Origin of the sequence: Bosea sp. 29B, from assembly GCF_902506165.1 — a bacterium.
Taxonomy (GTDB): Bacteria; Pseudomonadota; Alphaproteobacteria; order Rhizobiales; family Beijerinckiaceae; genus Allobosea.
Map to the genome: position 1 here is coordinate 3,867,618 of NZ_LR733817.1, position 21,394 is coordinate 3,889,011.

A 21,394-nucleotide genomic window follows, 5' to 3' on the forward strand; every position below is an offset into this window, starting at 1 on the left:
TCAGGCCAGTACCTTGGCGAGCACGTCCTTCAGCCCGCCATCGCGCTCCAGCCAGCCAGGCACCGGCAGGTTCTTCGAGCGCAGGAACTCGGGATTGAACAGCTTCGACTGATAGCGCGTGCCGTAGTCGCAGAGGATGGTCACGATGGTGTGGCCGGGGCCCATCTCCTTCGCCAGCCGGATCGCGCCAGCGACGTTGATGCCGGAGGAGCCGCCGAGGCAGAGGCCCTCTTCCTCCAGCAGCTGGAAGCAGAGCGGAATCGCCTCCTCGTCCGGGATCTGGAAGGCGACGTCGATCGGCGCGCCCTCAATGTTTTTGGTGATCCGGCCCTGGCCGATGCCCTCGGTGATCGAGGAACCCTCGGCCTTGAGTTCGCCGGTGGTGTAATAGGCGTAGAGCGCTGCACCCATCGGGTCGGCGAGGGCGATCCGGATCTTCGGATTGAAGCCCTTGAGCGCGATCGCGACGCCGGCGAGCGTGCCGCCGGTACCGACCGCGCTGACGAAGCCGTCGACCTTGCCGTCGGTCTGCTGCCAGATCTCAGGGCCGGTCGTTTCGATATGGCCCTGGCGGTTGGCGACATTGTCGAACTGGTTGGCCCAGATCGCGCCGTTCGGCTCGGTTCTCGCCAGCTCCTCGGCAAGGCGGCCCGAGACCTTCACATAGTTGTTCGGGTTGACGTAGCCGACAGCCGCCACTTCGACCAGCGTCGCGCCGGCGAGCCGCAGCATGTCCTTCTTTTCCTGGCTCTGCGTCTCCGGAATGACGATCACCGAGCGATAGCCGAGCGCATTGCCGACCAGTGCGAGACCGATGCCGGTGTTGCCGGCCGTGCCCTCGACGATGACCCCGCCGGGCCGCAGCGCGCCGCTCTTTTCGGCGTCGCGGATGATGGCGAGCGCGGCGCGGTCCTTGACCGACTGGCCGGGGTTCATGAACTCGGCCTTGCCGAGGATCTCGCAGCCGGTTTCCTGCGAGGCACGCTTCAATTTGATCAGGGGTGTGTTGCCGATCGCTTCGACGACGCCGTTGCGGATAGTCATGTCAGGCAACTCCAGCCATTTCCCTGTCGCTCGGCACCTGATAGGCCAAACCCGCAATCACGTCACGAGCCCAGCACCCTATGTCCGCCCTCGCCATGAATGAAACGCTCACGATCGCGCGGCTCGGCCAGCGCGGCGACGGCGTCGCCGACACGGCGGACGGTCAGGTCTTCGTGCCGTTCGCGCTGCCGGGCGAAAACGTGCGGGCCGTGCGCGATGGCGACAGGGCGCAGATGGTCGAGATCCTGACGCCTTCGGCTTCGCGCATCGCCGCGATTTGCCCGCTCTTCACCCGCTGCGGTGGCTGCGCCGTGCAGCATATGGGTGAGGGCCTCTATGCCGAATGGAAGCGCCAGCAGGTGATAACGGCGCTGTCACGTGCCGGGCTGGAAACCGAAGTCGCTCCGCTCCTCGATGCGCATGGCGCTGGCCGCAGGCGCGTCACCTTCCATGCCCGCCGCGAGGATGATGGCATGCGCGTCGGCTTCATGGCGGCGAGGACCCATGATCTGGTCGAGGTCGAGGCCTGCCCGGTGCTGGCACCGGGGCTGGAGCGGGCGCCCGTCGTGGCGCAGCTCCTGGCCAACCGCCTGCGCTCCTCGAACAAGCCGCTCGATATCCAGCTCACCGCCTCGCAGGCCGGGCTCGACGTCGATATTCGCGGCCACGGCCCGGCGGGTGACAGCTTGCGCCGGGCCCTGACCGAGGCGGCCGAGCGGCTCGATCTCGCCCGCCTCGCCATGCATGGTGAGATCATCGTGGAGCGGCGTGCGCCCTTCCAGTTGATGGGCATGGCGACGGTGACGCCGGGGCCCGGCGGCTTCCTGCAGGCGACCGCGGAGGGCGAGGCGACCCTGTCACGCCTGGTGCTGGAAGCGATCCCGAGGGCGAAGCGCGTCGCCGATCTCTTCGCCGGCTGCGGCCCGTTCAGCGTCCGGCTTGCCGATAAGGCGCAGGTTTGCGCCTTCGAGAGCGACAAGGCCGCGATCCAGGCGCTGAGCCGGGCCGCCAACCATACGCAAGGGCTGAAGCCGGTCGCGGTCGAGCAGCGCGATCTCTTCCGCCGGCCACTGCTGGAGCATGAGCTCAACGGCTTCGACGCGGTCGTGCTCGACCCGCCGCGCGCCGGTGCGGAAGCGCAGGTCAAGCGGCTTGCGGCGTCGAAGGTACCTTTGGTGGCTTATGTCTCCTGCGATGTCGGCAGCTTCGCCCGCGATGCGGCGCTTTTGGTCGCAGGCGGCTATGCGCTTGAGCGCGTGACGCCGGTCGATCAGTTCCGCTATTCCGCCCATATCGAACTCGTCGGCGTCTTCCGAAAGAGCGCCGGCCGCAAGTGATCAGGTTTCCGGAGGCAGGATGAGCGCGTCCGTTATCGAAGCTCTGGCCGGCATCGTCGGTGCCAGGAACGTCATCACCGACGCCGACGCGATGGTGCCTTACCTCAAGGAGCCCCGCGGTCTCTTCCACGGCAAGGCGCAGGCTGTGGTCCGGCCGGGCTCCGTCGCCGAGGTCTCGGCCGTGATGAAATGGGCGAGCGAGACCGGCACGACGGTGGTGCCGCAAGGTGGCAATACCGGCATGGTCGGCGGCCAGGTCCCGGTCGCAGAAGGCAGGGAGATCATCCTGTCGCTGCAGCGGCTCGACAGGATCCGTTCGGTCGATGCCGCCGGCGACACCATGACCGTCGAGGCCGGTGTCATTCTGCAGAAGGCGCAGGAGGCGGCCGAGGCGGCTGGGCGGCTCTTCCCGCTCTCGCTCGCCTCGGAAGGCTCCTGCACGGTCGGCGGCAATCTCTCGTCCAATGCCGGCGGCACGGCGGTGATCGCTTATGGCAACGCCCGCGAGCTCTGCCTCGGCCTCGAGGTCGTCCTCGCCGATGGCCGCGTCTGGAACGGCTTGCGCCAGCTCCGCAAGGACAACACCGGCTACGACCTCAAGAACCTCTTCATCGGCTCGGAGGGCACGCTCGGGATCATCACTGCTGCCGTGCTGAAGCTCTTCCCGCTGCCGGCGGCGCGCGCCACCGCCTTTCTTGCCGTGCCTGATCCGGAAGCCGCGCTTGCGCTCCTGAACAAGGCCAAGGCCAGCGCCGGCGGCACGCTCACCACCTTCGAGATCATGCCGCGCATCGGCCTCGATTTCGTCGTCCGCCATGCCAGCGGCGCGCGCGACCCGCTGTCCGAGCCGTCGCCCTGGTACGTGCTGATGGAGGTCTCGGCCCAGGTCGAATCCGGACTCACCGACGCGGTCGAGACCTTCCTCGGCGAAGCCTTGGAAGAGGGGCTCGTCACCGATGCCGTGCTTGCCGGCTCGCTCGGCCAGCGCGCCGATCTCTGGAAGTTGCGCGAGATGCTCTCGGAGGTGCAGACCCATGAGGGCGGCTCGATCAAGCACGATGTCTCGGTGCCGATCCAGGCGACGCCGGAATTCCTCAAGCGCGCCATCGCCAAGGTCGAGGCGCTGGTGCCGGGCTGCCGGCCGGTGCCCTTCGGCCATCTCGGCGACGGCAACATCCATTTCAACGTCAGCCAGCCGGTCGGCGCCGACAAGGCCGCCTATCTCGCCGGCTGGGGTGTGATGAACGAGGCCGTGCACGCCATCGTCACCGAGCTCAAGGGCTCGATCTCGGCCGAGCATGGCATCGGCCGCCTCAAGCGCTCACTCCTGCCCGGCGTCAAGGACCCGGTCGAGCTCGACTTGATGCGGACGGTGAAGGCGGCGCTCGATCCCAGGGGCGTGCTCAATCCCGGCTCGGTGCTGTAGCGCATGAGCGAGCGCCGGCCGGTCTTCCAGGAGGTGCTCGGCGAGGACTGGCACCGGCTCGGCGAGGTCATCTGGCGTCACTACTTCCTGCGGTCGTTCAGCGATGATTACATCTGCGTCAAAGGGGTGATGCACGAAGTCGAGCACAGTGCCTTCGCCCGGCTGCTGCTGCCCTTCGCCCGGATCGTCGGCGCGCTGGTGCCCTATCGCGGCCGCGACGTGCCGATCGAAGTCCACTACACCGCGCAGCCGGGCGACGGGACATTGCATTGGAACCGCGTATTCCATTTTGCCGGTCGCAAGCCTTTTCACTTCCGCTCGCACATGCAGCAGACCGGAGCGAACCGCGTCATCGAGTTCGTCCGCTTCGGCGTCGGCATGCGCCTCAGGGTGACGGCGGAAGAGGGGGCCCTGGTCTTCCGCGACGAAGGCTATGTCTGGCGGCTCTTCGGTCACGACTTGCCGCTGCCCGTCGGTCTTCTCCTCGGCACCGGCTATATCGAGGAACTGCCGATCGACGAGCGCAGTTTCAGCATGCGGATGACGCTGAAGCATCCGCTGTTCGGCGAGCTGTTCCGCTATAGCGGTGTCTTTGCGCTGCCGGACGAGGACGTGCCCCTGGGCGGGAGTGCCTAGGAGGCAGAGCCGCGCTTGGTGACGCGGCAGACTTCGGCGAGCGCCAACACGAGGTGATAGAGCACGCGGACCGGCACCCGCTCGCTGATCGGCCGCCCCTCGTCGTCGAGCTGGTTGACCCAGATTCCGCTCTTGGCGTCGATGAAGTGCCGGAACATCAGGCGCAGATGCCGGTCGAGCCGTACTGCGGCATCAGCATCACCTTCGAATTCGATCCGCGCGACCAGCGCCTTCAGGTATTCGGTCTGCGGCCAGAGCAGCGCAGCGCCATTCAGTACACGCCCTGTCGGGTCTACCTCGTTCACGACCAGCCGCGATGAACTGGCGGGGGCGTCGACCTGACGCTGCCCGAACGCATGGAGCTTGCGGGCCGTCTCGCGAGCCTCGCTCGAACCGGTCAGCTGCTCGTGGTGATAGAGCAGCCACGTCCATTCGAAATGATGACCGGGCTCCCGGATCAGCCCGCGCGAGCCCGGGAAGGCCGCCCAGTCCTTGCCGAAAAACTCGCCGAGCGTGCCATTGGCGTCCAGCATCCGCTCCTGCATCAGCCGCACGAGCCTGTCGGCCGTCGCCAGCCAGCGCGGGTCGTGCGACACCGCCGCGAGGGCGTGGCAGGCCTCGAGCAGGTGCATATGCGGATTCTGCCGCCGCGGCTGCGTGTCCAGCGTATCCTCGCGAAAGCCGCCGGCCGGATGCGCCAGCTCGCCATCGAGGAAATCCATCACCTCGCCGGCGATGGCCAGCACGTCCGTCTCGCCGGTCGCCTTGGCGAACCAGCCGAGCGCGAACAGGACGAAGGCGAGATCGTAGAAGTCGGTCTTGCCGTCGACGGCCTCGCCATGCGCCGTGCAGGAATGGACGAAACGCCCATCGGCGCCCCGGCAGACGCTGGTCAGGAAGGCGAGGCCGTGGCGCGCGGCGGCAAGCGCTCCCGGGACCCCCAGCAGATGCGCGTGGCTGAAGACATAGGTCAGCCGTGCCGTAACCAGCGTCGTGCGCAGATCGCTGGTCTCGAACGTTCCATCCGGCCCGAGATATTCGACGAAACCGGGCCGCGCGGGATCGAAGGCACGCTCGATCCAGCCCGGCAGCAACGTGGTGGTCAGCCAAGCATGCAGATCATCTGGGGCGGCGCTCAAAATGCTTCCATCCTTGGGGCTGCGTATGAGGCAGGCTCGATCCAGCGCAAAGGCCGTTCAGGGCGTCGCGACATAGCCGTCGCGGCGCGGATCGCAGGCGCCGGTGAGTCGGCCTGTCGCCGGATCGCGCGACACCGCCTGCATGCCGCCGACGCGCATGGTCCAGCCGCCCTCATTGGCGAAGATGCCGTGCCCGCGCTCGGCTAGCGCTGCGATCGTCGCCGATGCCACCCGGTTCTCGACTTCGACCTCGCGGCCGTCCCAGAGCCGGGCGCGCGGCGCCTCGATTGCCTCCTGCAGCGGCAGTCCGAAATCGACATGCTGGACCATGGCCTGAACCTGCGTCTGCATGATGCCGTAGCTGCCGGGCGTGCCGAGCGCGAGGACGGGCACGCCATCCCTGGTCGAGAGCGTCGGCGACATGCACATAGGCAGCTCAGAGTCCGGCAGCGAGCGGTTCGGGCTGCCAGGCTGGACGTCGGCCCAGTAGAGGAAGTTGTTGAGGCAAAGCCCGGTGCCCGGCACCACGACGCCGCTGCCGAACGGGCTGCCGATGCTCTGCGTCACGCAGATCAGGTTGCCCTCGCGATCGGCGATCGAGAAGGAGGTGGTGTGTCCGGGGTCCTCGCCTGCCGGGGCCTGCGGCATCCATTGCTCGGTCGGCCCATCGATCGGCCCGCCGTCGCGCACCCGCGCCCGCAGCCGCTCGACGAAGGAGTCCGAGAGGATTTCGGCGAGCTTCTCGGGCGTGGGGTTGTTGTGCGTGATCCGGATGCCGGCGGCGAGGCGGATGGCGCGGTAGACGATGTCGAGATGTTCGGTGCCATTGCGCTCGAGCTTGCCGAGGTCGAAGCCGTCGAGGATGCGCAGGGTCAACAGGAACTGGAAGCCTTCGCAAGCCGGCGGCGGCACATGCACCTGCCGGCCGCGATAGGCGGCGGCGAGCGGTTCGCGCCAGTTCGGCTTGACCTTGGCGAGGTCGGCCATGGTCAGCGTGCCGCCCTGCGCCTTGAGATGGTTGGTGATCGTCTCGCCGAGCGCGCCCTGGTAGAGATGGCCAGGCCCCTTCGCGGCGATGTCGCGCAGGGTCGACGCCAGCTCGGGCTGGCGCAGGATCTGCCCGAGCGCGACGCTGGTCCCGCCGTCGCGCAGATAATTGCGCGCCCAATTCTCATAGAGTTCGGGTCGTTCACGCAGCAGCGGCGCCTGCTCGTTGAACTCGATCACGCCGAACTCGGCAATCGGGAAGCCGTCCTGAGCGAGCGCGATCGCCGGCGCGAAAATCTGCTCCAGCGACAGCCGGCCATAGGCACGGTTGAGTTCGCACCAGCCGGCGAGGTTGCCGGGCGGAGCCACTGCAAGTGCCCCGCGCTCGAGCTCGGAACGCTGCGTGAAGCGTTCGAGCGGGAAGCTCTCCGGCACGGGCGGCACGAAATCGAGCACGCGCACGCGCTTCTCGGCGGCGACCCACATGATCGCCGAGCCCATCCCGGCGAGGCTCGACATGAACGGCTCGACCACGTTGAGCGCGGAGGCGACCGCGCCGACCGCGTCGAAGACGTTGCCGCCCTGGCTGAGGATGCGCGCGCCGGCCTGTGCCGCCAGCGGGTGGGCGGCGGCGACCATGCCGTGCAGAGAGCTCATCGTCGGGCGGCGGCCATCCATCTCGTGCGTTCCCTCTGTTGGTCTCGTTTGGGACCAGAGTAAGCGCGCCGCCATGGCCAGCGCTAGAACAGGCTGCCCTGCGCATCGTCGGGGCCGCCCCGACGGGAACGCATGGCGGGCTTTGGAGCGGGGACCGGTTCCGAAGCCGGATCGAACGGCTCCTGTACCTCCGGGCCGTCATTGGCGACCTTGTTGACGCTGGCGCCGAGCCGGAACATCTCGAAGAAATCGTCGGGCGGCGGGCGCATCAGGCTCTGCACGGTCGCAGGTTCCGCCGAAGGGTCGAGCCAGGCGTCGAACGCCTCGAGCGGCACGACGACAGGCGAGCGGTGGTGGATCGCCGCCATCTGCCCGTTCGCCGGGCCGGTGACGATCGCGACCGTGTCGATCTCGGAGCCGTCCTGACTGTGCCAGGTCTCCCACAGAGCCGCAAAGGCGAATAAGCCGCGATCCGGCTTGCGGAAGAGATAAGGCCGGTTTTCCTGCTGGCGGCCCTCGCCGAGGCGATGCCATTCATAGAATCCATCCGCCGGCATCAGGCAGCGCCGGCGGGTGAGGGCGGCGCGGAAGGACGGCTTCTCGCTGGCGCTCTCGCTGCGGACATTGATGACCAAAGGATAGTCCTTGGGATCCTTGACCCAGCCCGGGATGAAGCCCCAGCGCATCAGGATGAACTGCCGGCGACCCTCGTCGAGGCGGACGATCGGCACGGGTTGCGTCGGCGCGATATTGTAACGCGGCGGGAAATTCGGCTGCTCGCGATAGGCGAAGGCCTCGCGCATCGCCTCCGGCGGCAAGGTAATGGCATAGCGACCACACATCGCAGGATGTGTTCCGTCTTATCGTGACCGGATCAAGACTTTGTTTGCGGTTGGCACAGCATAGTCGCGCCGCTTCGGGGCCCTTCATGTCTGCTTCCGCGACCGAGACATCACCGACCGCGGCGGACTGGACAGCTCCGCAGCTTTCGACCGACTACCTCAATCGGCACAGCGAGGCGCTGATGCTGCTGGAGATGGTGCCCATCGACCGCGAGATCGTCGGCGATCTCAAGGCCTGGCGCGCTGTCGGCTATATCGAGCATTTCGCCACCTCGCCGCTGCGTTGCGCCGGCGAGGCGATGGCGGCCTATCATCGGCTGGGGCAGCGCGAGGCCCAGAGCTTCGATGCACTCTGCACCGCCATGGACCGCCTGATCTATACGGCGACGGCGCTGCTCGACGAGATGCCGGTGGAGGAGGATCCCGGGCTGATCGTCGATGTCGCCAGCCTGTCGCTGCGCCGCCTGATCGCTCGCGCCACCGCCTTCATCAACGCCAACGGCCAGGGCGAGGCCGCCTATATCGATCCAAATGCGGTGCAGGCCGATATCGACGCCGTGATGGCGGGTTAGGCTGATCGCTCACCGCCGAGCAAGAATTCGCGGTTGCCGTCGCCGCCCTCGATCGGGGAGGGGATGAGGCCCGCGATGGCGAAACCGAGGCCGGCGGCCACATCCGCAATCTCCGTACAGATCTGCTGCTGCAGCGCTTCGTCGCGCAAAACGCCCTTCTTCAGCGCCGAGCGTTTGGTCTCGAATTGCGGCTTCACCAGCGTGACCAGCCGCGCTTTGGCGGCGAGCAGTGGCGCCACCGCCGGCAGCACCAGCTTCAGCGAGATAAAGCTGACGTCGATCACGGCGAGCGCTGGAGCTTCAGCGAACAGGCCGGGATCGAGCGTGCGAATGTCCTGGCGCTCGAGGCTGGTCAGGCGGGGATGGCCTTGCAGGCTCTCGTGCAATTGCGCCTGGCCGACATCGATGGCGTAGACGTGCGCCGCTCCGCGCCGGAGCAGCACGTCGCTGAAGCCGCCGGTCGAGGCGCCGACATCAAGGCAGGTCAGCCCGTCCGGATCGAAGCCGAAGGCGTCGAGTGCCGCGGCGAGCTTCACCCCGCCCCGCGAGACGTAGGGATGCGCCGACTGCGCCTCGATCGACGCGGTATCCGGAACCGTCTCCGAGGCTTTTCGCAGCACGACGCCATCGGCGCTGACCAGACCGGCGGCGATGGCCGCCTGCGCCCTCGCTCGGCTCTCGAACAGGCCGCGCTCGACCAGGAGAAGGTCGGCCCTAGAGCGGGGTGCGGAAAAGTGGGAACCGGTTTTTCGCATCAGCCCCGCTCTAAACGTTTGGAATCGATATTATCGTACCCGGCGGAACCGCCGGGTACGATAATATCATGCCCGGCGCGGCAGGCCGGCGGTCATGCGTCAGGCGCGGCGGATGGCGCTGGCGGGGCCGAGCGCTTTTTCGACGGTGCGCACGATCCCGGCGGCGTCGAGCCCGGCCTGCGCGTACATCACCTCGGGCTTGTTGTGGTCCTGGAAGATGTCGGGCAGCACCAGGCTACGGATCTTCAGGCCGCGATCGAGCGCGCCCTCGCGCGCCAGCAATTGCAGGACATGGCTGCCGAAGCCGCCGACCGAGCCTTCCTCGACCGTGACCAGCACCTCATGATCGCGGGCGAGGCGGAGGATCATCTCCCCGTCGAGCGGCTTGGCGAAGCGGGCGTCGGCAACCGTGGTCGAAAGCCCGCGCTGGCCGAGCTGCTCGGCGGCGGACAAGCATTCGGCGAGGCGCGTGCCGAGCGAGAGCAGGGCGACCTGCGTGCCCTGCTTGACAATCCGGCCCTTGCCGATCTCGAGCGGTACGCCGTGCTGGGGCATTTCGACCCCGACGCCTTCGCCGCGCGGATAGCGGAAGGCGATCGGCCCGTCGTCATAGGCGGCCGCGGTCGCGACCATATGGGTCAGCTCGGCCTCGTCGGCGGCTGCCATCACCACCATGTCGGGCAGGCAGGCCAGATAAGCGACGTCGAAGGCGCCGGCATGGGTCGCGCCATCGGCGCCGACCAGCCCGGCCCGGTCGAGAGCGAAGCGCACCGGCAGCTTCTGGATGGCAACGTCGTGCACGACCTGGTCATAGGCGCGCTGCAGGAAGGTCGAGTAGATCGCGCAGAACGGCTTGAAGCCCTCGGTCGCCAGGCCAGCGGCGAAGGTCACCGCGTGCTGCTCGGCGATGCCGACGTCGAAGGTGCGGCCCGGGAATTCCTTGCCGAAGGCGTCGAGCCCGGTGCCGGACGGCATTGCGGCGGTCACCGCGACGATTTTCTCGTCCTCGCGCGCCGCCTTGATCAAGGCGTTGGCGAAGACGTTGGTGTAGCTCGGTGCATTCGCCGGCGCCTTGGCCTGCTGGCCGGTGACGGGGTCGAACTTGACGACGCCATGGTACTTGTCGGCGCTGGCCTCGGCGGGGGCATAGCCCTTGCCCTTCTGCGTCACGACATGGACCAGGATCGGCCCGGTCTGCGCATCGCGGACATTGCGCAGCACCGGCAGCAGATGGTCGAGATTATGCCCGTCGATCGGGCCGACATAGTAGAAGCCGAGCTCTTCGAAGAGCGTGCCGCCGGTCCAGAAGCCGCGGGCATATTCCTCGGTCCGCTTCGCCTTCTCATGGAAGAAGCGCGGTAGCCTCTCGGCGAGGTATTTCGCGACCTCGCGCAATGAGCGATAGGTCCGGCCGGAGACGAGGCGGGCGAGATAGGCCGACATCGCCCCGACCGGCGGCGCGATCGACATGTCGTTGTCGTTGAGGATGACGATCAGCCGCGAGCCGGTCGCGCCGGCATTGTTCATCGCCTCATAGGCCATGCCGGCCGACATGGCGCCGTCGCCGATCACGGCGATGACGTTGTTCTTCCCGCCGGCGAGGTCGCGCCCGACCGCCATGCCGAGCCCGGCCGAGATCGAGGTCGAGGAATGGGCGGCGCCGAACGGGTCGTATTCGCTCTCCGCGCGCTTGGTGAAGCCTGAGAGCCCGCCCGGCTGACGCAAGGTGCGGATCTCGGCGCGGCGGCCGGTCAGGATCTTGTGCGGATAGGCCTGATGGCCAACATCCCAGATCAGCCGGTCACGCGGCGTATCGAAGACATGGTGCAGCGCGACGGTGAGCTCGACCACGCCGAGGCCGGCGCCGAGATGGCCGCCGGTGACCGAGACGGCGTCGATCGTCTCGGCCCGGAGCTCGTCGGCGAGCTGGCGCAACTGCGCGTCGTCGAGCGCCCGCATGTCGGCGGGATTGTGAACCGTATCGAGGAGCGGCGTAGCAGGACGGGGCACGAAGCTGTCTGATCCTTCGCTGGGACGATCTGGAAATAGAGCCTGCGTGGCGCGCTGGCAAACCAGAGTTGGAAGTTCCACCCGTGATCACCGCGAGCGTCTTGCCTTCCCACGAAACGGGTGGTTCCCACGCCGGTAGGGCTTTTTAGTGTCCTCATCACTGCTTTCGAGGACATCAGGTCATGCAACCGGCCGATATCACGCCCCTGCCGACGGCATTTCGCCGCATCGGCTGGTCCAATCTCTTTGCCCAGTTCTCCGAGCAGGTCGCATTGGCCGCGGCCCCTCTGGCCGCTGTCCTCCTGCTGGCGGCGGGGCCGGCCGAGACCGGCTGGCTGCAGACGGCGCAGACCTTGCCGTTTCTCCTGCTGTCGATTCCGGCCGGCCTGATGGTCGATCGCGCCTCGCGGCGCCGGCTCATGGTCGGCACGGAAGCGCTGCGTGCGGTTTCGCTGCTGGCGATCCCGCTGCTGCTCGCTCTGGGTAGCCTCAACCTGACCTGGCTGGGCGTCCTCGGTGCGCTCGGAGCCATCGGCACTGTCTGCTACAGCGTCGCTGCCCCGGCCTTCGTTCCGTCGGTGGTGCCGCGCGCGCAGCTCGCCGACGCCAATCGCTGGCTGGAGCTGGCGCGCAGCGCCGCCTATGCCGGCGGTCCGGCGCTCGGCGGGGCGCTCGTCGGCTGGATCGGCATATCGACGGCCTATGGTCTGGCTGCCGGGCTCTCCATCCTCGCCGCGTTCCTGCTGGCCGGCCTGCCGAAGGATGAGACGCCGTCCGGCCCGCGGCGCGACCTGTTGCATGATCTCAAGGAGGGCGCACGTTTCGTCGCCGGCCACGATCTGCTCAGGCCGATCCTGACGACGGCGGTCTTCTTCAACGTCTCCTGGTTCATTCTCCAGGCGGTCTATGTCGCCTATGCCGTCCAGAATCTCGGCCTCAGCGCGACGCAGGTCGGCATCACCCTGGGCATCTACGGTGCGGGGATGATCGTCGGCGCAGCACTCGCGTCCCATATCTCCAGGCGGGTCTCCTTCGGGACGCTGATTCTGCTCGGGCCGTTCGCCGGCCTCTGTGCGGCCGGCGTGATGCTTGCGACGCTCTGGTTTCCCTCCGTCTATCTGGTCGCGGCGAGCTTCTTCCTGTTCGGCGTCGGGCCGATCATCTGGACGATCTCGACGATGACATTGCGCCAGGCGGTCACGCCCAATGCGATGCTCGGCCGCGTCTCCGCCCTGATCATGACCGCGACCTTCGGCGCGCGCCCGGTGGGCGCCGCGATCGGAGCCTCCGTGGCGACGCATCTCGGCATCGCGGCCTGCCTCCAGCTTGCGACCGCAGGCTTCCTGATCCAGCTGCTCGTCATCGGCTTCTCACGGGTGCCGCGCTTGCGTGACCTCTCCGAACTCGCGTGAGGAGGGGGGCTCGGCGGCGGGCGAGCTCAGCCCGGGCTAGGCTGCTGGCGACGACGCCGGCCGCGTCGCCAGCAGGACGCCGGCGACGATGAATGCGATCGAGAGCCCTTCCGCCATTGTCGGAACCTCGCCAAGGACAATGATGGCGAGCAGCGAGGCGATCACCGGCACCAGCGCGATCATCGCCGCGGCGGCCGAAGCGCCCAGCAAGGTCACGGCCCGGTTGAAGCTGATCAGCGCGACGATGCTCATCAGCACGCCTTGATAGAAGCCCTGCACGGCGATCTCGGCCGGTGGCGCCTGTCCGAGATGGCCGATGCCGAGGAGGACGTAGAGCGGAGCGAAGATCACGCCCGACCAGAAGCAGATCAGCGCTGCCGACTGCAGCGGGTTGAGGCCGCTGCCGCGCAGGAGCAGCGTGTAGCCGGCCCACATCGCCGCTGCCAGCGCCAGAAATCCGAGACCGAGCAGGCTCGGCGCGGCCCCGCCGCTGGAGGCCGTGGCGATCAGCCCGCAGAGTCCGGCGGCAATGGCGGTGTAGCCGGCGAGCCTGACCCTGCCGGGCGGCTGGTGCAGCAGCAGCCAGCCGAGCAGCCCGGCGAAGACCGGCATCAAGGTTGGCGTCACCGAGGCGGCACGCCCGGCCGAAGTCATCTGCACGCCGAGCGCGACCAGGGCCGCGAAAGGCGCGCCCCAGAGGACGCTGAAGATGAAGCCGTTGCGCCAGGCCCGCGGCGGCAGATCGCGCAGCAGCACCGGCGCCAGCAGGATCGCGCCGATGCCGTAGCGCAGCGCGGTCAGATCCCAGACATTGAGGGTACGGGTGACGCTGAAGCGCGTAACCACGAACCAGCCGGCGAAGATCGAGACCGTGAGCGTTGCCCAGAGAAAGCCGGCCAGCCGCTGGCGCGGAGGACGCGCCCCGCCTGCCGCATCCGGCGTTGCGGCGGAAGGACGATCTGGCTTTTCGGTCGACATGGCTGCGGGCTTCAGCGCTCCGGCAGCGGAATGAACTCCTCCTCGTCGCCGGGGACGGTGTCGAAGCGGCCGGTCTTCCATTCCTGCTTGGCCTGGTCGATCCGCTCTTTCGAGGATGACACGAAGTTCCACCAGATATGGCGGGGGCCGTCCATCGGCTCGCCGCCGATCAGCATCAATCGGCTCTGGTCGACGGCGAGGATGGAGATCCGGTCGCCCGGCTTGAAGATCAGGAGCTGGCCGGCGCCGAACTCGTCGCCGGCGATGTCGATCTTGCCGGTGACGATGTAGACGGCACGCTCGTGATAGTCAGGGTCGAGCGGCAGGATCGCGCCTGGCGCCAGCACCGCCTCGGCATAGAGCGTGTCCCAGGGGAATTTCACCGGCGAGGTCTCGCCGAAGGCCGAGCCCATGATCAAGCTAACGCGCTTTCCTTCGCCGACGATGCGCGGCAGCTCCGGCGCGGCGTGATGGATGAACTCGGGCGCGACCTCCTCATGCGTCTTCGGCAGAGCAAGCCAGGTCTGGATGCCATAGAGCTTGGGCGCCTTCAGCCGCTCTTCCGGCGCGGTGCGCTCGGAATGGACGATGCCGCGCCCGGCCGTCATCAGATTGACCGCGCCCGGCCGGATCGGCAGGGCCGTGCCCAGCGAATCGCGATGCATGATCTCGCCGTCGAAGAGATAGGTGACGGTGGAAAGCCCGATATGCGGATGCGGGCGGACATCGATACCCTCGCCGAGCAGGAATTCGGCCGGGCCCATCTGGTCGAAGAAGATGAAGGGGCCGACCATCTTGCGCCCGATCGAGGGCAAGGCGCGGCGGACGGAAAAGCCGCCGAGATCATGCGCACGCGGCACGATCACCTGTTCGAGCGCCTCGCAGGAGCGGGTATCGCCCGCGACCGGGTCATGATCGGGCAGCTGCGACATGGCGATGTCCTCCTGTGAAGGAGGGGAGACTGGCCCCGGACGCTGTGTACGGCAAGGGCACGATCGGCCGCATGGGCTCGACGCGACGCACGGAAGAAATTATCGATAATTCATGGCCAAAGAGAAATCAGAGACCCTGCCGGTCCGCATCAGCCGCATCCTCGCCGAGCGGATCATCTCCGGGCAGATCGAGCCGGGGGCGCGGCTGCGCCAGGACCATGTTGCCGTCGAGTTCGGCGCCAGCCATGTCCCGGTCCGTGAAGCCTTCCAGCGGCTGGAAGCGCAGGGGCTTGCCGTCAGCGAGCCGCGCCGCGGCGTGCGCGTCGCCGCGTTCGACCTGCGCGAGGTCCGCGAGGTCGCCGAGATGCGTGCGGCGCTGGAGGTGCTGGCGCTGCGCCATGCCGGCCCGCATCTGACGCGCGCCATCCTCGACGAGGCCGAGGAAGCGACCCGCGCTGGCGACAATTCGCCGGATGTCCGCGCCTGGGAGGAGGCAAACCGGCGCTTCCATCGCCTGATCGTGACGCCTTGCGCCATGCCGCGTTTGCTGGCGGCGATCGACGATCTTCATGCCGCCAGCGCGCGCTTTCTGTTCTCTTCCTGGCGCTCGGACTGGGAGGCGCGCACCGATCACGATCACCGCGCCATTCTCGCCGCACTGCGCGTGGGGCAGGTGGATGAGGCGGCCGCCATCCTCGCCCGCCATGTCCAGTGGATCGGCTCCAAGCCGGTGCGGACTGCTGCCGGCGGAACGCGGGACGTCTTCGCGATCCAGGGCTGAAGCCGGCCCATAGTCGCTGCAAGCATGGCTGCGGCTCGGCTGTGCATTTCTGCGCGCCGGACCGCCATGCCCTGCTGACTTGCAATCTGTTCGGCCTTATGAACTCTGGGATAGATCAGTGTGCAGGATTATCTATAATTCTGCAGTCGATGGAGACGAAGCCATGAGCGACCTCAGCTACGCCACACCCGCTCGCTTCAGCCCGCTTGGCCTGCAGGCGCGCCCGGCCCACATCAAGGCTGCCGCCGTCCTGCTCGGCACACTTGTCCTGGCGATCGCCTCGCAGATCAGCGTGCCGATGCTGCCGGTGCCGATGACCATGCAGACCCTGGCGGTGATCCTGATCGGGGCGCTCTATGGCTGGCGGTTGGGCGCGCTCACCATCCTCACCTGGCTCGGCGAGGCGGCGCTCGGCCTGCCCGTACTCGCCAATGGCAGCGGCGGCCTCGCCCCCTTCATGGGCCCGACCGCCGGCTATCTTGCCTCCTTCCCGTTCGTTGCCGCCCTGGTCGGCTGGCTCGCCGAGCGTGGCTGGAATGGTAGCCGCCCGGCCTTTGCCTTCGCCTCGATGCTGCTTGGCCATGCACTCTGCTTGCTGTTCGGCGGCCTCTGGCTCGCCACCCTGATCGGTGCGGAGAAGGCCATGCTCGTCGGCATCGTGCCCTTCCTGCTCGGCTCGCTGGTGAAGTCGGGGCTGGGGACCGCGATCCTGATGGCGCTCGTGCGTCGCACGAACAAGGCCGAAGAGGCGTGAATTGAGGCAGGCCGGCGCCTCGGCGCCGGGCTGAGCCCTCCGACGCTCAAGCGGCCTGCCGGGCTTCGAGCTGGGCAAGCCGCGCGACATAGTGGTCGGCTGCCGCCGCCAGCGCCTCGGCATCGGCCCGGCGCGCATCATAGATCAGGAAGGGTTCCTGCCAGGCGAGGGCGCAGCGATGCGCTGTCGCTTGCAGCGGTTTCAGCAGGTCGCGCAGCGAGAACAGGTTGGCGCCGCTCGGGGTGTAAGCCTCCGGGATGTTGCCGGCGGTCGCCGCGATCAGGAGTGGCCGGCCGGCGAGCTTCACACCCTCCGCTTCATAGTGGATGTAGAACATCCGGGTCAGCACTGCGTCCTGCCAGGCCTTGAGCAGCGGCGGCGTCGAATACCACTGCACCGGGAACTGCAGGACGATGCGCTCGGCGGAAAGCAGCCGCGCGGCCTCCACGTCACCGTCGATGCGTCCGTCAGGATAGAGCGCCTGCATATCGACAACGCTAGTGCAGGACTGGCTGCCGGCTGCCTCAGCTAATGCTCGGTTGGCGCGCGAGCTTTGATAATCGGGGTGGAAGAGCAGGATCAGCGTTTGCGTCATGGCGACCTCCGTCGGTTCGAAAGGAGGATGCGGTGACCTTAGAAATCACTCCAATGGATGATCGATATATCGTATTATCGATTTCATGAATTTACGGGCGATCGACCTCAACCTGCTCGTCGTGCTCGAGGCCCTGCTCGACGAGGCGCATGTCTCGCGCGCCGCCGAGCGAGTCGGCCTGTCGCAGCCGGCGGCATCGAGTGCGCTGGAACGCTGCCGCCATCTCTTCGGCGATCCGCTGTTGCTGCGGGGCAGGGGCCGGATGCGCCTGACCGCGAAGGCGCAGGCCCTGCAGCAGCCCTTGCGCGATATCCTCGCCCAGGTCGGCGCGCTGCTCGACGCACCCGAGCCCGATCTGAAAAGCCTGGTGCAGACCGTCCGGCTGATGACGGCGGAGCTACCGCCGGCGCTGGTGACCGGCCAGATCTATGGGCATCTCAGGCAGACCGCGCCGGGCCTGACCCTCGCCATCCTGCCTTGGCAGGGGGCGCAGGCGACGCTCGAAGCGCTGGCGCAAGGGCGAGCCGACCTCGCCATCTCGGTCTTTCCGACGATCGACGCCGATTTCACCCGAAGGGAATTGCTGCGCGAGCGCTATGTCGTCGCGATGCGTCGGGATCATCCGGCGGCAGCCGGCTTCGATCTCGACCGCTGGCTCGCCTTCCCGCATGTGCTGGTCTCGGGCCGCGGCGAGACGCATGGCCCGCTCGACGAAGCGCTCGCCCGGCTCGGCCGCAAGCGCCATATCGGCCTGGTGGTGCCGAGCTTCCTCAGCGTGCCGCCTCTGCTGCTGAGTTCCGAGTTGATCGCGCTGCTGCCGAGCAGGACCTTGCCGCCGGAGGAGCCCGATCGCTTCGTCACCTTCGAGCCGCCGGTCGCGGTCGAGGGCTTCCCGCTGCACCTTGCCTGGCATCGGCGCAGCGAGAGTGACCCGGCGGCTCGCCATGTCGCGCGGTTGATCGAGGCCGTGCTCGGCGCCGCCGCCGCGGTCAATCCGCCGGCCTGACGCTCGCCATGATGGCGCGGCCGGCCTGATGGCGCTCGCTGCCGGTCTCGCAGGTCTTGCAGATCACGCCGAGATAGCGTCCGTCGATCACCGTCTCGGCGAACAGCCCGGACTTGTAGTTGTGGCGGGCATCGGTCTCGATCCTCCACCAGTCGCGCGACCCGAGTGCGACGCGCGCCAATGGCTGCAGCACCTGCGCATCCTTGCTCGTGCTGCGCAGGACCGCGCGAATGCGGAAATGGCGGTCCATCGGTGCGGCGTAGAGCGAGGTGAGCCGAGCTGCGTCATCGGCGCCGATGACGGGCTGAGAGCGCATCAGGATCGTGCAGGTCTCCTGCGTGCGCTTGCAGGCCTCGGTCTCGCAGACCAGCTGAATCCGAGTCCGGCCATCCTTGCCGGTCTCGCCCTCGGCGGGGCCGTCGACGCGCCAGCCCTCCGGCAGGTCGAGGACGAGGCCGTCGGGCAGTGCAACCGGCTCTGCGCCTGCCCGGCCGGCCAGAAGCGCACAGCCTGCGATCAGAGCAAGGCGAAGGGCAAACTGGCGGCGTCCGGTCATACGGCCTCTCCGGAACGGCCGATATGTTCGGCCGCCAGCCGATCGAAGAGCTGCATCTGGTCGGAATTGAGGACGCGGGCCGGCAGCAGCGGCGGATCGCCGTGGTGCAGGACGAGGAAGATGTGCTCGCCGCGCCGCTCGATGCCGGTAAAGGCAGCCCACTCATAGCGGTTCTGGAGGCCGCGCTGCCGGCTCTCGACGCCCTCCGGCGAGGTTAGGACGCGGACTTCGTCGTCGCTCACCCGCTGATGCAGGGTCTTGCCGAGGCTTCTGGCATTGAGGCGCATGAACAGCGGCGTCACGACGTGGCCGAGCAGAATGAGGCCGCAGAGCCCGGCGGTGATCGGCCAGAATGTCTTGACCGCCATCTCGGCGAAGAGCGGCAGGGCGAATTCGAACGGCACGCGATCGGGATCGATGCTCCACAGGACCAGCATCACCGCCGGGACCAGCAGCAGGGCGAAGGCGAGGCCGAATGCGGTTCGGCGCAGCAGGCGGCTGCGTGGCCAGAACCGCTCCTGCTGGCGGAGGACCGCGGCCGTCCGGTCTTCCGGCGTCAGGTGGAAGCGCAGGTCGAGATGTGCTCCGTCAGCCGGGAGCGACTTCGGTTGCTCCGATGCATCGATATCCGGCGGTTTCGCCCGGCCGATGCAGAACCGCGCCCAACCGTGCAGCTGCTTCTGCTGTTCGGCCGAGAGGTCGCGCTTCGGCAGGGCAATGAGCTCGTCGGCGCCGTCTATCTCGATGAAGAGGTGGGCGGAACCTTCGGCCAGGCCGCGCAGGCGCCAGGCCGGGATATGGCTGCGATGGTGGGGCTCGCTGCTGTCGAGGCCGCCCTCATGCAGGCGGTAGCTGCAGGGCGTCGCGCCCGCGAGGCCTTCGTTCCGATACCAGCGCCGCAGGCGACGGCGCGTGGTGGCACCGAAGAAGGCATAGGCGATGGCGCCCGCCACAGCGAAGGTCAGCAGGAGGATGCCGGTTGGGCCGATCAGCGCGTCGAGAAAATTGCGCCCCATCAGGACGAAGTCGCTGCGGCCGCGCCCGCCCCAGGAGGTCGAAAGCTGCCCGACCGCAATCAGGAGCAGCGCGATGCCGGTGAAGATCGGGACATTCCGGCGCCGCGTCGCGATCAGGTCGCGGTAGAGATGCATCGCGCCGGCGACGCGGTCCTCGCCGGTGAGCTGGATCGCAAGATCGAGCGGAGGCGGAGCCGCAAGCGGCTTGCCCGGGACGGAGGGCGTGGTCCGCATCTGGCGCCGCGCCGACTGCGTTCCTAGTTCCCGACGTCGAGCGGCTGGGTGCCGGTCGGCTTGCCGTCGGCGCCGAGCGTGATCTTCTCGATGCGCGCCTCGGCCTGCTTCAGCAGCGCGTCGCAGCGCGCCTTCAGCGCCTCGCCGCGGGTGTAGATGTCGATCGATTCTTCCAGCGCGACATCGCCGCGTTCGAGCCGGGCGACGATGGCTTCGAGTTCCTTCAGGGCCGCCTCGAAGGGCAGGCCGGCGACATCGGCATTGGTCTTGGCGTCGGTCACGGGCACGAATCCAGTTGGCGGCCCGTTATCGGCTCTGGTCCCTTTCGCCGCAACCCCGCGCCTCACATCGGTAGGGCCGAGGTCTTCTTGATCGTGCGCAGTGTCAGCGTCGACTGAACCCGGGTGACACCCGGCAATTGCGTGATGATGTCGGTGTGGATGCGCTCGAAATCGGCGCTGTCGCGATAGATCACCCGCATCAGGTAATCGTGTGCGCCGGCGAGCAGGTGGCATTCGAGGATTTCGGGCAGGTCCTGTACCGCCTTCTCGAAGCTCTCCAGCGAGGCGCGGCCCTGCTGGTCGAGCGTGACGAAGACGAAGGCGGTGCCGGGGAAGCCGGCGATGCGCTCGTCGAGCATCATCACATAGCCGCGGATCAGTCCGCTCTCCTCGAGCTGGCGCACGCGGCGCAGGCAGGCGGAGGGCGAGAGGTGGACCTTGTCGGCGAGGTCCGAATTGGTGATCCGGCCATCCTTCTGGAGGATGCGCAGGATCGTCTTGTCGCGGGAATCGAGTTCGATCTGCATCGCTGGAGCGTCGTCCCGTGGGCCGGTGCCGTCTGACGCGGTCACCGGAAAGCGCAGATGCTTCTGCGCAAAAAGCGCACTTGGCAAGCATGATCTTGCGCGTGATCCCGCCAAATCCGCATGGCGGCGCTGTCGCGGCGTCTTGAGCCGCAGGATCGTGCGGCGCAGCATTCGCATTTTTCCAGTTTGTGTCGAGGTGAAGCGGCGCGTTCAAATCCACCGGATAGGCGGGTCTGGCCGTGGCGGTAAAATAGTTTACAACTGAACTATTCCATCCGGGACGCCGTCATGAATCTCTGGTTCCGCCTGATCTGGCTGCTGCTGACGCGGCCCTTCCAGCCGAAGCTGAAGCCGCCTTTCGAGGCCTCGATCCTGCCTTTCCGGGTATGGCCCCATGATCTCGACACCAGCCTGCACATGAACAATGCGCGCTATTGGGGGCTGATGGATCTCGGCCGCGCCGACCTGATGCTGCGCAGCGGCTTGTGGCGCGCGATCCTGCGCCATGGCTGGGTGCCGGTGGTCAATTGCGGCACGATCCGCTTCCGCCGCGAGGTCCGCCTGTTCCGTGCGCTCAGGCTGGAGACACGATTGCTCTGCTGGAGCGAGGGCTGGGTCGTGATCCAGCACCGTGTCCTGGCGGACGGGCGCGACGGCAGCGAGATCGTCGCCGCGGTCGCGCTAGTGCGGGCGGCGCTATATGATCGCAAGGGCAGGGCCTATGTGCCGGCCGAGCGCCTCTTCGCCGAGATGGGCGTCATGGCGGAAAGCCCGGAGCCGAGCCCCGAGGTCGCGGCGTTTCTCGCTGCCGAGGAGGCGTTGCGGCAGGCGGGGACCGCGGTGGAGCCGTAGAGAGGCGTCATTCTCGGGCGGAGCGAAGCGCAGACCCGAGAATCTCACGACGAGAAGGGGCTGAC

At 67.6% G+C, this 21,394-nt stretch carries 22 protein-coding genes; 9 read left to right on the forward strand and 13 right to left on the reverse strand.

Annotated features, from left to right (window positions below):
• The gene (locus tag GV161_RS18770) at positions 1–1,044 is read right to left on the reverse strand and encodes a cysteine synthase A (protein WP_152017123.1); all 1,044 of its coding nucleotides are present in this window, start codon (positions 1,042–1,044) and stop codon (positions 1–3) included.
• 95 nt (positions 1,045–1,139) lie between these two features.
• Between GV161_RS18770 and GV161_RS18775 the strand changes: the two genes are divergently transcribed.
• From GV161_RS18775 to GV161_RS18785, 3 genes are read left to right on the forward strand one after another with little or no spacing between them, the layout of a single operon-like run.
• A complete protein-coding gene (locus GV161_RS18775; RefSeq protein ID WP_244624267.1) occupies positions 1,140–2,381 on the forward strand; it encodes a methyltransferase in 1,242 nt (413 codons plus the stop codon).
• 19 nt (positions 2,382–2,400) lie between these two features.
• Positions 2,401–3,807: an FAD-binding oxidoreductase gene (locus tag GV161_RS18780; RefSeq protein WP_152017125.1), complete on the forward strand. Its 1,407-nt coding sequence runs from the start codon at positions 2,401–2,403 to the stop codon at positions 3,805–3,807.
• Positions 3,808–3,810: 3 nt separating this feature from the next.
• Positions 3,811–4,443 carry a DUF4166 domain-containing protein gene (locus GV161_RS18785; protein WP_152017126.1) on the forward strand — a complete coding sequence of 211 codons (633 nt, stop codon included), beginning with the start codon at positions 3,811–3,813 and terminating at the stop codon, positions 4,441–4,443.
• Here the strand turns inward: GV161_RS18785 and GV161_RS18790 are convergent.
• From GV161_RS18790 to GV161_RS18800, 3 genes are all read right to left on the reverse strand, one after another.
• Positions 4,440–5,582 (reverse strand): AGE family epimerase/isomerase, encoded by a 1,143-nt coding sequence (locus tag GV161_RS18790; protein WP_159650293.1) that lies wholly within the window; start codon positions 5,580–5,582, stop codon positions 4,440–4,442. The two genes, GV161_RS18785 and GV161_RS18790, sit on opposite strands and share 4 nt — an antisense overlap.
• 57 nt (positions 5,583–5,639) lie before the next feature.
• Positions 5,640–7,247: a gamma-glutamyltransferase gene (locus GV161_RS18795; protein WP_152017128.1), complete on the reverse strand. Its 1,608-nt coding sequence runs from the start codon at positions 7,245–7,247 to the stop codon at positions 5,640–5,642.
• Between the two features lie 62 nt (positions 7,248–7,309).
• Positions 7,310–8,068 carry an SOS response-associated peptidase gene (locus GV161_RS18800; RefSeq protein ID WP_152017129.1) on the reverse strand — a complete coding sequence of 253 codons (759 nt, stop codon included), beginning with the start codon at positions 8,066–8,068 and terminating at the stop codon, positions 7,310–7,312.
• An 86-nt stretch (positions 8,069–8,154) separates the two neighbouring features.
• Here GV161_RS18800 and GV161_RS18805 point away from each other — a divergent pair, with 86 nt between their 5' ends.
• Positions 8,155–8,640 carry a hypothetical protein gene (locus GV161_RS18805; RefSeq protein ID WP_152017130.1) on the forward strand — a complete coding sequence of 162 codons (486 nt, stop codon included), beginning with the start codon at positions 8,155–8,157 and terminating at the stop codon, positions 8,638–8,640.
• On the opposite strand, the gene GV161_RS18810 is transcribed toward GV161_RS18805, so the two are convergent.
• Positions 8,637–9,395 carry a TlyA family RNA methyltransferase gene (locus GV161_RS18810; protein ID WP_152017131.1) on the reverse strand — a complete coding sequence of 253 codons (759 nt, stop codon included), beginning with the start codon at positions 9,393–9,395 and terminating at the stop codon, positions 8,637–8,639. The two genes, GV161_RS18805 and GV161_RS18810, sit on opposite strands and share 4 nt — an antisense overlap.
• A gap of 99 nt (positions 9,396–9,494) precedes the next feature.
• Positions 9,495–11,405, reverse strand: a complete 1,911-nt coding sequence (gene dxs / locus GV161_RS18815; RefSeq protein WP_152017132.1) for a 1-deoxy-D-xylulose-5-phosphate synthase — start codon at positions 11,403–11,405, stop codon at positions 9,495–9,497.
• 182 nt (positions 11,406–11,587) lie between these two features.
• Here dxs and GV161_RS18820 point away from each other — a divergent pair, with 182 nt between their 5' ends.
• Positions 11,588–12,817, forward strand: coding sequence for an MFS transporter (locus tag GV161_RS18820; protein WP_152017133.1), 1,230 nt, complete (start codon positions 11,588–11,590; stop codon positions 12,815–12,817).
• A 36-nt stretch (positions 12,818–12,853) separates the two neighbouring features.
• Here GV161_RS18820 and GV161_RS18825 read toward each other — a convergent pair whose 3' ends face one another.
• On the reverse strand, positions 12,854–13,795 hold the full coding sequence (locus GV161_RS18825; RefSeq protein ID WP_152017134.1) for a DMT family transporter: 942 nt from the start codon (positions 13,793–13,795) through the stop codon (positions 12,854–12,856).
• An 11-nt stretch (positions 13,796–13,806) separates the two neighbouring features.
• Positions 13,807–14,727 (reverse strand): pirin family protein, encoded by a 921-nt coding sequence (locus tag GV161_RS18830; protein ID WP_152017135.1) that lies wholly within the window; start codon positions 14,725–14,727, stop codon positions 13,807–13,809.
• A 112-nt stretch (positions 14,728–14,839) separates the two neighbouring features.
• Between GV161_RS18830 and GV161_RS18835 the strand changes: the two genes are divergently transcribed.
• The gene (locus tag GV161_RS18835; protein WP_152017136.1) at positions 14,840–15,508 is read left to right on the forward strand and encodes a GntR family transcriptional regulator; all 669 of its coding nucleotides are present in this window, start codon (positions 14,840–14,842) and stop codon (positions 15,506–15,508) included.
• Between the two features lie 163 nt (positions 15,509–15,671).
• Complete coding sequence (locus GV161_RS18840) at positions 15,672–16,262, forward strand: biotin transporter BioY (RefSeq protein ID WP_152017137.1); 591 nt, start codon at positions 15,672–15,674, stop codon at positions 16,260–16,262.
• A 46-nt stretch (positions 16,263–16,308) separates the two neighbouring features.
• On the opposite strand, the gene GV161_RS18845 is transcribed toward GV161_RS18840, so the two are convergent.
• Positions 16,309–16,857, reverse strand: coding sequence for an NAD(P)H-dependent oxidoreductase (locus GV161_RS18845; RefSeq protein ID WP_152017138.1), 549 nt, complete (start codon positions 16,855–16,857; stop codon positions 16,309–16,311).
• Positions 16,858–16,942: 85 nt separating this feature from the next.
• Here GV161_RS18845 and GV161_RS18850 point away from each other — a divergent pair, with 85 nt between their 5' ends.
• Positions 16,943–17,863, forward strand: a complete 921-nt coding sequence (locus GV161_RS18850; RefSeq protein ID WP_152017139.1) for a LysR family transcriptional regulator — start codon at positions 16,943–16,945, stop codon at positions 17,861–17,863.
• Here GV161_RS18850 and GV161_RS18855 read toward each other — a convergent pair.
• The 4 genes from GV161_RS18855 to GV161_RS18870 all read right to left on the reverse strand — a co-directional run bounded on the left by GV161_RS18855 (position 17,847) and on the right by GV161_RS18870 (position 20,477).
• Positions 17,847–18,419: a hypothetical protein gene (locus tag GV161_RS18855; RefSeq protein ID WP_152017140.1), complete on the reverse strand. Its 573-nt coding sequence runs from the start codon at positions 18,417–18,419 to the stop codon at positions 17,847–17,849. The two genes, GV161_RS18850 and GV161_RS18855, sit on opposite strands and share 17 nt — an antisense overlap.
• Complete coding sequence (locus tag GV161_RS18860) at positions 18,416–19,669, reverse strand: YcxB family protein (RefSeq protein ID WP_152017141.1); 1,254 nt, start codon at positions 19,667–19,669, stop codon at positions 18,416–18,418. Before GV161_RS18860 ends, GV161_RS18855 begins: the two co-directional genes overlap by 4 nt.
• A 23-nt stretch (positions 19,670–19,692) precedes the next feature.
• Positions 19,693–19,950: an exodeoxyribonuclease VII small subunit gene (locus tag GV161_RS18865; protein WP_152017142.1), complete on the reverse strand. Its 258-nt coding sequence runs from the start codon at positions 19,948–19,950 to the stop codon at positions 19,693–19,695.
• A 62-nt stretch (positions 19,951–20,012) separates the two neighbouring features.
• Positions 20,013–20,477: an Lrp/AsnC family transcriptional regulator gene (locus tag GV161_RS18870; RefSeq protein WP_193219601.1), complete on the reverse strand. Its 465-nt coding sequence runs from the start codon at positions 20,475–20,477 to the stop codon at positions 20,013–20,015.
• A 288-nt stretch (positions 20,478–20,765) separates the two neighbouring features.
• On the opposite strand from GV161_RS18870, the gene GV161_RS18875 reads away from it, so the two are divergent.
• A complete protein-coding gene (locus GV161_RS18875) occupies positions 20,766–21,329 on the forward strand; it encodes a thioesterase family protein (protein WP_152017143.1) in 564 nt (187 codons plus the stop codon).
• The last annotated feature ends 65 nt before the right edge of the window (positions 21,330–21,394 follow it).